Below are 12,426 nucleotides of genomic sequence, written 5' to 3' on the forward strand. Positions count from 1 at the left end.
CGGTCCATCTGATGGATGAGCCCAAGGCTCGCAGCATCGAGAACCCCATGGAAAACGGCAGCCGGCGCGAGCGCCTCAATCGGATCATCTTCTTCAGCGACACCCCCGCCGGCAAGCGCTTCGACAGCTGGCTGCTGGGGATCATCCTCGCCAGCCTGGTGGTGGTGATGGTCGACAGCATCCAGCCGTTGCATCAACGCTTCGGCACGCTCCTGCTGACACTGGAATGGGGTTTCACGCTGATCTTCGCCGTGGAGTATCTGGTACGCGCCGCCGTACATCCGAAACCGCTGCGCTACATGCTCAGTTTCTACGGACTGATCGACCTGCTGGCGGTGCTCCCGGCGTTTCTCACGCTGATCTACCCGGACGCCCACTACCTGATGATCGTCCGGGTGGTGCGGATGCTGCGAGTCTTCCGGGTGCTGAAGCTGACGCCCTACCTGAGCCAGGCCAACTTCCTGCTGGTGGCGCTGCGCGGCAGCCGGCAGAAGATCGTAGTGTTCCTGCTCAGTGTGAGCACCCTGGTGACCGTCTTCGGCACCCTGATGTACGTGGTAGAGGGACCCGAGCACGGCTTCACCAGCATTCCGATGAGCATCTACTGGGCGATCGTCACCCTGACCACCGTCGGTTTTGGCGATATCGTTCCCAGGACGCCGCTGGGCCAGGCGCTCGCGGCGCTGGTGATGATCACCGGCTACTCGATCATCGCGGTGCCCACCGGGATATTCACCGCGGAGCTGGCCAACGCCATGCGCGGCGACACCCAGCAGCAACCCTGCCCGACCTGCAGCAAGGCGACGCACGAAGCCAACGCGGCGTTCTGCAGTCGTTGCGGCAGCCCCCTGTTCAGCGCGAAGCCGGAACGGGAGAGCTGATCGGCGGAGTCAGGGCGTGGTCGGATCGGATACCGGCGTCATGGCCTGGGCCGCCTCCCGGTCCGCCGAATCGGCAAAGCCGGTCGTCAGCACCCGCGGCCTGTTCGCCTGCGGATAGCGCGCAGCCAGCAGATCCGGCACACCCGCCCGGTCGACCTCGACCCAGGGCCCGCTCGGGCGATCGCTCCAGTGCCAAGTGTCGGCGAAGCGGTAATAGACCTGACCTCGGTAATAGAGATCGCGGTCATCGTTCATGACGAACACCTTCAATTGCGGGTCCCAGCGGCCCTGGCCGAAACGCGGCGGCGGGCCGGCCTCGGCGGGGAGTTCGACGGCAGCCGGATAACTCTGGGCGACGCAGCTTTGCCGGTCGATCATCGAGCAGCCGGCCAGGGGCAGCAGCAATCCCAGGCCGAGAGAGCGAAGGTTCATGCGGAGTCCTCCTCGTCACGCCGCCCGCAAATCCGCACGGCGTGAACATGGGACTGTCCGAAGCTAGCTAAAGTCCCGAGCGATCGACGCCGGATCAGGGATGCCGGCTGCGCAGGCCCGGCGGGACGCTGGGGCCGTCGACGCTTTCCCAGGGGCCGTCTATGCGCCCGGCGCAGTACCAGCCCTGATCCCAGCGGTAATAGAGCCGTTCGCGGTAGTACAGCTCCTTGTTGTCGACCACGTAGACTCCCAGGCGCGGGTCCCAGAAGGCGTCGCCCTGCGGCGGTGGCGCATAGCGCGGATGGGTCTTCATCACCGCCGGAGGCGCGGGAACCTTCGGTGCGGGCGGCGGCGCAGGCGCCTGGGTGGTGTCGGAGGGCAGTTGTTCCTGCGGCAGACGCGGCAGCGGCTGGTCGTCAGAGGGGGCGTTGCGCCCGGCACAGGCGCCCAGCAGGAGGGCCATGCCCAGCACACCGGCCAGGCGAAGCAGGCGGCTTTGCCGGCCTGGTGGAAACTCGTTCATCGTCACTCCACGGCCGGCTATTCCGGCGGGTTCAGGGGCTATCGGGGCTGTCGACGGTCAACTGCTGCACGTCCCTGGTGGAGGTATCGAGCGCCTTGCTGCGACCGATCCACTCCCCGGCGGTGGCATTGCCGGCGCGGGAAACCCGCGCCACCAGTTCGACCTTCGGGAATTTGGACAATTGCAGTTGCGGCATCATTGCATCCGAATCGCGCAAAGTTACTTCGCTGGGCAGGTCGGCCACCGTCAGGCGCTTGGCCGCCAGTGGCATGGGCGGGCCGGATACCGCGCGGGCGAAGACGAACACGACGTCGCCCGGCTCGACCTTGGCCTTCAGCGCCTCCGACAGCTGCACGCGGACTTTCAGCGCCACGCCCGTTTCGGCCACGGCGGGAGCCGCTTCCTGCGGATGTTCGGCGAGCTGTTCGCGGGCACGCTGGATGCCGCCCTGCAACGCCGCACGCGAGGGGTCTTCCGCGGGAAGCACGTTGACCAGGCGCTCCCAATAGCTGACGGCGTCCTGGAAGCGCTTGCCCTCGAAGGCCGAGATGCCCAGCAGACCCAGACTGGTGACTTCGTTCGGATCGCCTTTCAGCGCTTCGTCGGTGAGGTCCTGGATCGACGCGCTCCATTGTTTGCCACCGGCGAAATACAGCGCCTGCGCCCATTGCCCGAGCAGCTCGGGCTGGCGGCCGGCCAGTTCGACGGTGCGACTGAACGCCCTGACCGCATCGTCCGGGCGGCTCTGCGCCATGTAGCTACGGCCAAGGAAGTACCAACCCTCGGCGGAGTCGGGCTGCGCCTTGACCGCCTGTTCAAGGCGGGAGGTCATCTCGGCGAGGCTGCGCGGCTGCTGGGAAAACTCGCGGGCCAGCTCGACCTTGTCGCTGGCGCCCCAGTGCAGGTACAGCGCGCCACCGAGCAGCGGCATCAGCACCGCCATCACCAGCGGCACCGTACGGCCCAGGCGGGCGCTGCGCGCGTGCTCGCTGCCCTCGGCATCAGCGAGCAGCTCGCGCCCGGCTTCGGCGCGGCCGGCTTCCAGCTGATCGTCGGTGAGGATGCCGGCCGCGTGCTGGGCGACCAGTTCGGCCTGGCGCTCCTCGTAGAGCGCGACGTTGAGCGCGGTGCGGTCCTCTTCGGTCTGGGCGCGGCGGCCACGGATCGCGGGAATCAGCAGAAAAGCCAGGGCTACCAGCAACAGCAGGCCGGCGGCGAGCCAGAAATCGGTCATGGGGCGTTCTTATCCAGCGGGTCTTTGGTCATGAGGGCGGAAAGGCGCGCCCGCTCGTCGGCGGACAGCAATGCATCCTGCGGGCGTGCATCGACGCGCCGGCGGCGAACCACGATCACCGTGATCGTCAGCAGCCCGCCGAGCAGCAGGGCCGCGGGGCCGAACCAGAGCAAGGCAGTGCGCCCTTCCAGCGGCGGCTTGTAGCGGACGAAGTCGCCGTATCGGGCGACCATGTAGTCGACGATATCGGCGTCGCTCTTGCCTTGCTGCAACTGCTCATGGATCTGCTTGCGCAAGTCGGCGGCGATCGGCGAGTTCGAGTCGGCGATGTCCTGGTTCTGGCATTTCGGGCAGCGCAGTTCCTTGGTCAGCAGGCCGAAACGCTCGCGTTGCGATTCGTCGGCGAACTCGTAGGTATCGATCGCCGCATGGACGAAGCCGGCCAGCAGCAGGCCGACCAGCCCGATGAAGGATGCGCGCTTCATTGCCCGCCCTCCTCGCTGAGCTGCGCCCACAGCGGCGCCAGTTGCTCGCGCCAGACACGCTCGTTGATCTCGCCGACGTACTTGTGCCGGATTATCCCGTTGCGGTCGACGAGGAAGGTTTCCGGCGCGCCGTAGACGCCCAGGTCAAGGCCCAGGCTACCCTCGACATCGCTGACGTCGAGGCCGTAGGGGTTGCCGTACTGCGCCAGCCAGCGCTGTGCGGCCGCGGTGTCGTCCTTGTAGTTGATACCGTGGATGGTCACGCCCTGATCCGCCAGCTTGTTCAGCATGGCGTGCTCTTCGCGGCAGGTCGGGCACCAGGTTGCCCAGACGTTGACCAGCGACGGCTTGCCCTTGAACACGGCCTCGGTCAGTGTGCTCTGGCCGTCCACCGAGGGCAGCGAGAACGTCGGAAACGGTTTGTCGATCAGCGCCGAAGGCAGCTCGGTGGGGTTCAGGAACAGACCGCGGTAGAGGAACACCGCGACCACCAGGAAGATCGCCAGCGGAATCAGCAGCAATGCGCGCCTCATGCGGGAACTCCTTTGCCCAGCGCGCCATGCACGCGGGCACGCACCTTGACCCGGTAACGCTTGTCCAGCGCCGCGAGTGCCCCGCCCAGGGCGGTCATCAGGCCGCCGAGCCAGATCCAGCGGATGAACGGCTTGACGTGCACGCGCACCGCCCAGGCGTCGTTCTCCAGGGGCTCACCCAGGGCGACGTACAGGTCGCGGGTAAAGCCGGCATCGATACCCGCCTCGGTCATCATCGAGTTCTGCACGCTGTAGAGGCGCTTTTCAGGATGCAGGAGCGCGATCTCACGGTCGCCGTCGAGCACCCGGATACTGGCCCGGTCGGAGGTGAAGTTGGGGCCCTGGAAGTGCTTGGCGCCCTCGAAGACGAAACGATAGCCCCCCAGTTCGACGGACTCGCCCGGCGCCATGCGCAGGTCACGCTCGGCGTTGTACTGGCTGGAAAGCACGACGCCGAGAGCGCAGAAGGCGATGCCGAAATGCGCGAGCTGCATGCCCCAGTAACTCCGGGTGAGGCTGCGCACGCCGGCGACGAGCCCCTTGTGGCGGGTCTTGTCGAACAGGTCGCGAACGCCGGCGAGCACGACCCAGGCCGACAGCATGCAGGTGGCGAGGACCGCCCAGTGGAAATCACCGAGGAGGAACGCCGCCAGCGCGCCGATCACGCCGCTGCCGATCAGCACCGGCGTGAGCATGCCGACCAGCCAGTTCACCGGCGTGTCCTTCCAGCGCACCAGCACGCCGACCGCCAGGGTGAACATCACCAGCGCCATCAGCGGCAGGAACAGCGCGTTGAAGTACGGCGGCCCGACCGACAGCTTGGCGCCACTGATGGCGTCCAGCAGCAACGGATAGAGCGTGCCCAGCAGGATCATCGACGCGGCCACGATGAGGATCAGGTTGTTCGCCAGCAGCAGGGTTTCCCGCGACCAGAGGGCGAAGCCCACCTGGCTCTTGACCACCGGCGCGCGAATGGCGAACAGCGTCAGCGAGCCGCCCACCACCGCCAGCAGGAACATCAGGATGAACACCCCGCGCTCGGGATCGGCCGCGAAGGCGTGCACCGAGGTCAACACGCCGGAGCGGACCAGGAAGGTGCCGAGCAGCGACAGCGAGAATGCCGCGATCGCCAGCAGCACCGTCCAGCTCTTAAACACGCCGCGCTTCTCGGTCACCGCCAGCGAGTGGATCAGCGCGGTACCGACCAGCCACGGCATGAAGGAGGCGTTCTCCACCGGGTCCCAGAACCACCAGCCGCCCCAGCCGAGTTCGTAGTAGGCCCACCAGGAGCCGAGCACGATGCCGATGCCGAGGAAGGCCCAGGCGACGATCGTCCACGGCCGCGACCAGCGGGCCCAGGCGGCGTCGAGGCGCCCGCCGAGCAACGCCGCGATGGCGAAGGCGAACGCCACCGAGAAGCCGACGTAGCCCATGTAGAGCATCGGCGGGTGCACGATCAGGCCGATGTCCTGCAACAGCGGGTTGAGGTCGCGGCCGTCCGCCGGGGATTGCGGCAGCAGGCGGTCGAACGGGTTGGAGGTCACGATCAGGAACAGCAGGAAGCCGATGCTGATGATCCCCATGACGCCCAGCACGCGGGCCAGCATGTCCTCCGGCAGCTGCCGGGAGAAGACCGAAACGGCGAAGGTCCAGCCGCCGAGGATCAGCGCCCAGAGCAGCAGGGAGCCCTCGTGGGCGCCCCACACGGCGCTGAACTTGTAATACCAGGGCAGCGCGCTGTTGGAGTTGCTGGCGACATAGGCGACAGAGAAGTCGTCGTTCATGAACGCCCAGGTCAGGCAGCCGAAGGAGAACGCCAGGAAGGCGAACTGGCCCCAGGCGGCCGGCTGCGCCAGGCGCATCCACTGACGATCGCCGCGCCAGGCGCCGATCAGCGGCAGGCTTGACTGTACGATCGCCATGCACAGCGCCAGGATCAGCGCCAGGTGGCCCAGTTCGGGAACGATCAACGCAGCGCTCATCACTTGGCTCCCTCTGCGGACGACATCTGCCCGCTTTCCTTCAGCGCCTTGGTGACTTCCGGCGGCATGTACTTCTCGTCGTGCTTGGCCAGCACCTCGTCGGCGACCAGCACGCCATCGGCGTCCAGCTTGCCGAGGGCGACGATGCCCTGCCCTTCGCGGAACAGGTCCGGGAGGATGCCGCGGTAGCGGATGGTCACGTTGCGGGCGAAGTCGGTGACGACGAACTGCACGTCCAGCGAGTCGCCGGAACGCTGCAGCGAGCCCTTCTCGACCATGCCGCCGGCGCGGATGCGGGTATCCTTCGGCGCCTCGCCGTTGGCGATCTGCGTCGGTGTGTAGAACAGGTTGATGTTCTCCTGCAAGGCGGAGAGCGCCAGCGCCACGGCGATACCGACCCCGGCCAGGATGGCGAGGACGATGTAAAGGCGCTTCTTGCGCAACGGTTTCACTTGGATTCCTCCCGGCGCATACGGCGCGCCTCATCTTGCAGGTAACGCCGGCGCGCCAGGATCGGCAGGCCGAGGTTGAGCAGCAGCACGCCAAGGCACACGCCGTAGGCCGACCAGACGTAAAGGCCGTGATGGCCCATGGCGAGAAACTCGCCGAACGAGGAAAAACTCATCGCACGCCCTCCACCCGAGCCCGCACTTCCGCCTTGGCCCAGCTGCTGCGGGCTTCGCGGCGCAGCACTTCCAGACGCATGCGCATCAGCAGCACACAGGCGAAGAAACAGTAGAAGCCGATCACCATGATCAGCAGTGGCACCCACATTTCCGCCGGCATCGCCGGTTTCTCGGTGAGCTTGAAGGTGGCGGGCTGGTGCAGGGTGTTCCACCACTCCACCGAGTATTTGATGATCGGGATGTTGACCACGCCGACGATCGCCAGCACCGCGCACGCCTTGGCCGCGCTGTCGCGGTTACTGATCGCCTGGCCGAGGGCGATGATGCCGAAATAGAGGAACAGCAGGATCAGCATCGAGGTCAGCCGCGCGTCCCAGACCCACCAGGCGCCCCAGGTCGGCTTGCCCCAGACGGCACCGGTGAACAGCGCAATGAAGGTCATCCAGGCGCCGATCGGGGCGGCCTGCTGCACCGCGACGTCGGCCAGTTTCATCTTCCAGATCAGTCCGACCGCGCCGGCCACGGCTAGCATGATGTAGCAGGACTGCGCCAGCAGCGCCGCCGGTACATGGATATAGATGATGCGGAAACTGTTGCCCTGCTGGTAATCCTGCGGCGCGAACGCCAGCGCCCACACCGCGCCCACGACCAACAGCAACGCCGCGGCGCAGGCCAGCCAGGGCAGCCAGCGCCCGCTGATCTCGTAGAACCACTTGGGCGAGCCCAGTTTGTGAAACCAAGTCCAGTTCATCGCAGCACTCATCGGTCTTCGGGGTGGCAATCGAGCGTCGACTCGCGCCCCGCTAATCGGGTTGTTCTTTTCTTATTCGCCGACGCTGATGGTCAGGCCCGCGGCTATCGCAAAGGGTGTCAGGGTAACCGCCAGAGCGGTCAGGCTGGACATCCATAGCAGGTAGCCGGTGGTCGGCAATCCTTGCAGGGCCGCCTGCAGCACGCCGCTGCCAAGAATCAGCACCGGGATGTACAGCGGCAGAATCAGCAACGCCAGCAGCAGGCCACCGCGCTTGAGGCCGACGGTCAGCGCCGCGCCCACCGCGCCGAGCAGGCTCAGCACCGGCGTGCCCAGCAGCAGCGAGACCAGCAGCACCGGCAGGCAGCGGCCGGGCAAGCCGAGCATCAGCGCCAGCAGCGGCGCCAACAGTACCAGCGCCAGACCGGAAAACGCCCAATGCGCGAGGACTTTGGCCAACACCAGGAGCGACAGCGAATGCGGCGAGACCACCCATTGCTCCAGCGAACCGTCCTCGAAGTCGCTTCGGAACAGGCCATCCAGGGAGAGCAGCACGGCGAGCAGCGCGGCGACCCAGACCAGGCCGGGCGACAGTGTCTGCAGGAGCTGCGTTTCCGGACCGACAGCGAGGGGAAAGAGTGCGATGACGATGGCGAAGAACACCAGGGGGTTGGCCAATTCCGCCGGGCGCCGACACAAAAGGCGGGCTTCCCGGACCACGAGCAGGGTAAAGACGTTGCTCATGCGACGCGCTGCCCCAGGTCAAGGTCGCGATAACCGCTTGGCCGCAGCCCCAGAGTGTGGTGCGTGGTCAGCACGACGAGGCCGCCCTGCTCGCAGTGCCGCGCCAGATGCGCCTCCAGTTGAGCGACGCCGTGTTTGTCCAGCGCGGTGAAGGGTTCGTCGAGAATCCACAGTGGCGGCGGCGCGAGATACAGCCGGGCCAGCGCGACGCGGCGCTGCTGGCCGGCAGAAAGCGTGTGGCAGGGAACATCCTCGAAACCCTTGAGTCCCACTTCGGCAAGTGCGGTCCAGATCGACGCGCGGGAAGCGGGATGGTGTAGCGCGCTCAGCCAGGCGAGGTTTTCCTCGGCGCTGAGCAGGCCCTTGATGCCGGCGGCGTGACCGATCCAGAGCAGGTTGCGCGCCAGCTCGCCGCGTTGCGCATCGAGTGGCTGGCCTGCCAGGCGGACTTCACCCGAGGTCGGCTGCATGAGACCGCAGAGCAGGCGCAGCAGGCTGGTCTTGCCGCTGCCGTTGGGCCCAGATATCTGCAGCATCTGGCCGGCATGCAGTTGCAGGTCGAGGCGCTCGAAGAGCATCCGCCAGTCGCGCTCGCAGGCCAGGGATACGGCTTCAAGGAAAGGGCTGGTCACCACATCGCTACCATGGACGTTCAAGAAGGCGAGATCCTTGCCGCTATACTGCAGACCCGTCGCGACGGATCGCTGTCGTTCTGGCCAGGGATGTTCCGAACTCGACGTGCTACCGGCGGGACGCCGCACACGCTGGTCTGGACGGGGCGGCATTATACATGCGAGGCCTGACCTCCAAAGCTGGCTTTTTCGACAGGTTGTAACCCGTTCATGACCGAGATCAGCGGACCGGCTGCCGTATCGACTGTTGCGCCCACCGTGCGTCCAAACGCCACAGCCGGCGAAGTGGCCCTCAAGTTGCTGCAACCCCTCGAAGGCCTGCTGCTGCCTGGCGAAAGCGCCGACGCCGAAGTGCTCGCGGTCAAGCAGACCAGCGAGAGCTTCCAGGCCCTGCTGCGCCTGACTCTGGAAAGCGGTCGGCAGACCATCCTCGCCACCGCCACCAACCGTCCGCTGGAACTGGGAAGCACCTTCGGCGTCACCGCCCTTTCCGACACGAGCCTGATCTCCGCCTTGCAGAATGCTGCCAAAGGCGGCGCCGGGCAGCCGATGATCATGCTCGACCTCGACGAGCTGCCACCGGGCACGTTGTTGCAGGGCAAGGTTACCGCGAGCCAGCCACTGCCGCAGAAGGCTGGCGAACCCCAGGCGTTCAAGGTCATCGTCACCCTGCTCAACACCGCGCAGGCCGGAAGCAAGCTGGTTATCGAAACCAATCTGCAACTGGGTCTGGGCAGCCTGCTCACCGCCGAAGTCAAAGGCAGCCAGGAGCTGAACTTCCTGCCGCTGAGCGGCCGCCTCGACCAGCTCGAACTGGGCCAGCAACTGACCATCCAGGCCGGCCGCCAGGGTTCGCTGGACAACTTGGCGCGGGCACTGTTCAACCTCAGCAGCCAGCCGGATCTGCCGGAAGCGCTGAATGCCAGCGTCGACAAGCTGCTGGCGAGCATGCCGGACATCCAGGAGCTGACCGATCCGAAAGCGCTGGCCAAGGCGCTCGACGCCAGCGGTCTGTTCCTCGAAGCGAAACTGCTGCAGGGCCAGGGCAGCGCCCTGCCCCTCGACCTGAAAGCCAACCTGCTGCGCCTGATCGCGCAACTGGCGCCGGGGCTGACCCCGGACAGCCCGCAATTGGGACCCAACAGCGGCGCGATGATGGCGCAGGCACTGCCCGCCTTCGTCCGCAATGCGCTGGGTGCATTGGGGCAGGCCGGCGCGCGCCAGCAGGCGATGGGCTTCCCGCTGCCCTCCGGCCTGCTGCAATCGCTGGACGACGAGGACGACCTGGAAAGCCTGCTCAAGCTAGCCGCCGCCGCGGTGTCGCGGCTGCAGACGCACCAGCTGTCGAGCCTCGCGCAATCCCAGGTGCTGCCGGACGGCACGCACCTGACGACCTGGCAGCTCGAGTTGCCGATGCGCAACCAGCAAAACCTCGTGCCGCTGCAGATCAAGCTGCAGAAGGAAGAACTGCCGTCGCCCAAAGGCCGCCAGGAAGACGGGGAAAAAATCTGGAAAGTCGAACTGGCCTTCGACCTGGCCCCACTCGGCCCGCTGCAGGTACAGGCGCAGCTGATTCGTGGCGCGCTCTCCAGCCAGCTGTGGGCGGAACAGGCGCGCACGGCCGAGCTGATCGACCACGAACTGGGGCATCTGCGCGAGCGCCTCGTCGAGGCCGGCCTGCAGGTCAGCGAACTGGCCTGTCGCAAGGGCCAGCCGCCCCGGGGGCCCCGCACCACGCTCGAGCAACGCTGGGTGGACGACACCGCATAAGGAGGTGGAGATGAGCGGACGCCAGGCGATCGCACTGAAGTACGACGGTCAGAGCGCCCCGACGCTGAGCGCAAAGGGTGACGACGAGCTTGCCGAGGCGATTCTCGCCATCGCCCGCGAATGCGAGGTGCCGATCTACGAGAACGCCGATCTGGTGCGGATACTGGCGCGGCTGGAACTGGGCGATGCGATACCCGAGGCGCTGTACCGCACCATCGCCGAGATCATCGCGTTCGCCTGGTACCTTAAGGGCAAGGCGCCGCAAGGCTTTGGCGAACGCCGGGAGCGCGAGTTCAGCGATCCGCCGCTGCGCCTGGAAGGCCCCCTCAGGGACTGAACGCTACGACCTCGCCCGCCAGGCCCTTGCCCTGCGGATAGTCCTGCAGCATCCAGGCGAAGTAGCCTTCGCGGAAGTAGAACACCTGCTTGTATCCCCACTTGACCGCCAGCGCCGAGGCCACTGCGCCGCGCGGGCAGACATCGCTGTCGCAGTAGATCACCAGCGGGACCTCGCGCGGCCATTCGGGGCGTGCAAGACCGGCGAAACGCTCGGAGAGTTCGAGGTGCACGGCGCCATGCACATGCCCCCAGCTCCACTCGCTGACCGGACGCACGTCGATGAACACCGCGCCCAGGTCGAAAAGACGCTTGGCCTGTTCCACGTTCACGGTCATAGCGCCGGCGATACGCTCAGGCGCCTCTTGCGCCTGCACGTAACCGGTCGTCAGCAGCATCAGCAGGAATATGCGCAACATGGCGGCCTCCGAGGTCCTCGGGGAAGAACCCTCAGCGAAAGAAACGCGCGCAAATGAACGCCGTGAGCATGAGCCGCGTAGAAGGTAGGAGGGAAAGCGGGCGGATGGGTTCCGGGGAGGGAGACGAACGGTGTGGCTCAGCCCTTGCGTTGCGACTGATGGAGCTTGGCGACCAGTTCCGCTTCGGCTTTCGACAGCCCGCAGGACTGGGTCAGGTCATCGACGCTTGCGCCCAGCCCGACCAGCCGCGCCGCCTGGGTGAAGGAAAGGCTGGAGGGGTCGCGTTGTTCAATCTGGGTGAGTTTGTCGGGCAACGGGGCGACGGTGCGGCGCAGCTCGTGCAGCTCCTCGCCCATGCGGATGCTGCCGGTGAGGTAGGCATCCAGACGCTTGCTCAGCTCCTTGATGCGCTGGTCGCGCGCATTATCGCGCTCGGCCTGCTGCCGCGCCTGTTGGCGCTGGCCCTGGGCCAGCCACCAGCAGACATAGCCCAGCCCGACGCAGACCAGGGCGAGAAAGACCAGCGCGGCTTCCAGCATCAGATGCTCTCGAGTTCCGACCACTCTTCCTCGGACATCATCTTGTCCAGCTCGACCAGGATCAGCAGTTCGCCGTTCTTGTTGCAGACGCCCTGGATGAACTTGGCCGACTCGTCGTTACCGACGTTGGGCGCGGTCTCGATTTCCGACTGACGCAGGTAGACCACTTCGGCGACGCTGTCGACGAGGATGCCCACGACCTGCTTGTCCGCTTCGATGATGACGATGCGGCTGTTGTCGGTGATGGAAGCCGAATCCAGGCCAAAACGCTGGCGCGTGTCGATCACGGTGACCACGTTGCCACGCAGGTTGATGATCCCGAGCACGTAGCTGGGCGCGCCCGGGACCGGAGCGATCTCGGTATAGCGCAGCACTTCCTGCACCTGCATCACGTTGATGCCGTAGGTCTCGTTATCCAGGCGGAAGGTCACCCACTGCAGAATGGGATCTTCGGAGCCTTGCGCAGATGTCTTCTTCATATCCCAGCCTCTTCAATCACCGCAGGCGCGGTATGCGCGGGTTGCTTCCCGCCGTTGTCG

Annotated in this window: 17 protein-coding genes; 3 read left to right on the top strand and 14 right to left on the bottom strand. The window is 66.2% G+C overall.

The features are described from left to right. Window positions 1-11: 11 nt before the first annotated feature. On the top strand, window positions 12-881 hold the full coding sequence (locus tag B2X67_RS03975) for an ion transporter (RefSeq protein WP_273229272.1): 870 nt from the start codon (window positions 12-14) through the stop codon (window positions 879-881). A gap of 9 nt (window positions 882-890) precedes the next feature. Here the strand turns inward: B2X67_RS03975 and B2X67_RS03980 are convergent, their stop codons facing one another. The 11 genes from B2X67_RS03980 to ccmA form a co-directional block, all read right to left on the bottom strand. After that, window positions 891-1,313, bottom strand: a complete 423-nt coding sequence (locus B2X67_RS03980) for a hypothetical protein (RefSeq protein WP_273229274.1) — start codon at window positions 1,311-1,313, stop codon at window positions 891-893. Between the two features lie 94 nt (window positions 1,314-1,407). Then, entirely contained in the window at window positions 1,408-1,836 is a 429-nt protein-coding gene (locus B2X67_RS03985) for a hypothetical protein (protein WP_273229275.1), read from the bottom strand. 31 nt (window positions 1,837-1,867) lie between these two features. After that, the gene (gene ccmI / locus B2X67_RS03990) at window positions 1,868-3,070 is read right to left on the bottom strand and encodes a c-type cytochrome biogenesis protein CcmI (RefSeq protein ID WP_273229276.1); all 1,203 of its coding nucleotides are present in this window, start codon (window positions 3,068-3,070) and stop codon (window positions 1,868-1,870) included. Then, the gene (locus tag B2X67_RS03995; RefSeq protein ID WP_273229277.1) at window positions 3,067-3,555 is read right to left on the bottom strand and encodes a cytochrome c-type biogenesis protein; all 489 of its coding nucleotides are present in this window, start codon (window positions 3,553-3,555) and stop codon (window positions 3,067-3,069) included. The genes ccmI and B2X67_RS03995 overlap by 4 nt, the downstream gene beginning before the upstream one ends. After that, entirely contained in the window at window positions 3,552-4,088 is a 537-nt protein-coding gene (locus B2X67_RS04000) for a DsbE family thiol:disulfide interchange protein (protein WP_286784693.1), read from the bottom strand. Before B2X67_RS04000 ends, B2X67_RS03995 begins: the two co-directional genes overlap by 4 nt. After that, window positions 4,085-6,055 (bottom strand): heme lyase CcmF/NrfE family subunit, encoded by a 1,971-nt coding sequence (locus B2X67_RS04005; RefSeq protein WP_273229348.1) that lies wholly within the window; start codon window positions 6,053-6,055, stop codon window positions 4,085-4,087. The genes B2X67_RS04000 and B2X67_RS04005 overlap by 4 nt, the downstream gene beginning before the upstream one ends. Before the next feature lie 14 nt (window positions 6,056-6,069). After that, entirely contained in the window at window positions 6,070-6,522 is a 453-nt protein-coding gene (gene ccmE / locus B2X67_RS04010) for a cytochrome c maturation protein CcmE (protein WP_090229497.1), read from the bottom strand. Continuing rightward, window positions 6,519-6,695: a heme exporter protein CcmD gene (ccmD, locus tag B2X67_RS04015; protein ID WP_273229279.1), complete on the bottom strand. Its 177-nt coding sequence runs from the start codon at window positions 6,693-6,695 to the stop codon at window positions 6,519-6,521. The genes ccmE and ccmD overlap by 4 nt, the downstream gene beginning before the upstream one ends. Beyond that, window positions 6,692-7,447 carry a heme ABC transporter permease gene (locus B2X67_RS04020; RefSeq protein ID WP_273229280.1) on the bottom strand — a complete coding sequence of 252 codons (756 nt, stop codon included), beginning with the start codon at window positions 7,445-7,447 and terminating at the stop codon, window positions 6,692-6,694. Before B2X67_RS04020 ends, ccmD begins: the two co-directional genes overlap by 4 nt. A 72-nt stretch (window positions 7,448-7,519) precedes the next feature. Then, window positions 7,520-8,191: a heme exporter protein CcmB gene (ccmB, locus tag B2X67_RS04025; RefSeq protein ID WP_286784694.1), complete on the bottom strand. Its 672-nt coding sequence runs from the start codon at window positions 8,189-8,191 to the stop codon at window positions 7,520-7,522. Beyond that, complete coding sequence (gene ccmA / locus B2X67_RS04030) at window positions 8,188-8,823, bottom strand: cytochrome c biogenesis heme-transporting ATPase CcmA (RefSeq protein ID WP_273229349.1); 636 nt, start codon at window positions 8,821-8,823, stop codon at window positions 8,188-8,190. The genes ccmB and ccmA overlap by 4 nt, the downstream gene beginning before the upstream one ends. A gap of 210 nt (window positions 8,824-9,033) precedes the next feature. Here ccmA and B2X67_RS04035 point away from each other — a divergent pair, with 210 nt between their 5' ends. Together B2X67_RS04035 and B2X67_RS04040 are read left to right on the top strand one after the other, a co-directional pair. Then, window positions 9,034-10,593 (top strand): flagellar hook-length control protein FliK, encoded by a 1,560-nt coding sequence (locus tag B2X67_RS04035; RefSeq protein WP_286784695.1) that lies wholly within the window; start codon window positions 9,034-9,036, stop codon window positions 10,591-10,593. 10 nt (window positions 10,594-10,603) lie between these two features. Continuing rightward, window positions 10,604-10,930 carry an EscU/YscU/HrcU family type III secretion system export apparatus switch protein gene (locus tag B2X67_RS04040; RefSeq protein WP_273229284.1) on the top strand — a complete coding sequence of 109 codons (327 nt, stop codon included), beginning with the start codon at window positions 10,604-10,606 and terminating at the stop codon, window positions 10,928-10,930. On the opposite strand, the gene B2X67_RS04045 is transcribed toward B2X67_RS04040, so the two are convergent. The 3 genes from B2X67_RS04045 to B2X67_RS04055 form a co-directional block, all read right to left on the bottom strand. Beyond that, complete coding sequence (locus B2X67_RS04045) at window positions 10,920-11,348, bottom strand: rhodanese-like domain-containing protein (RefSeq protein WP_090229512.1); 429 nt, start codon at window positions 11,346-11,348, stop codon at window positions 10,920-10,922. The two genes, B2X67_RS04040 and B2X67_RS04045, sit on opposite strands and share 11 nt — an antisense overlap. A gap of 137 nt (window positions 11,349-11,485) precedes the next feature. Continuing rightward, window positions 11,486-11,887, bottom strand: a complete 402-nt coding sequence (locus tag B2X67_RS04050; protein ID WP_090229515.1) for a DUF2802 domain-containing protein — start codon at window positions 11,885-11,887, stop codon at window positions 11,486-11,488. Further along, on the bottom strand, window positions 11,887-12,366 hold the full coding sequence (locus B2X67_RS04055) for a chemotaxis protein CheW (RefSeq protein ID WP_090229518.1): 480 nt from the start codon (window positions 12,364-12,366) through the stop codon (window positions 11,887-11,889). Before B2X67_RS04055 ends, B2X67_RS04050 begins: the two co-directional genes overlap by 1 nt. Between the last annotated feature and the right edge of the window lie 60 nt (window positions 12,367-12,426).

It is taken from the genome of Pseudomonas sp. UBA3153 (assembly GCF_002364635.1).
Taxonomy (GTDB): domain Bacteria; phylum Pseudomonadota; class Gammaproteobacteria; order Pseudomonadales; family Pseudomonadaceae; genus Pseudomonas_O; species Pseudomonas_O kuykendallii.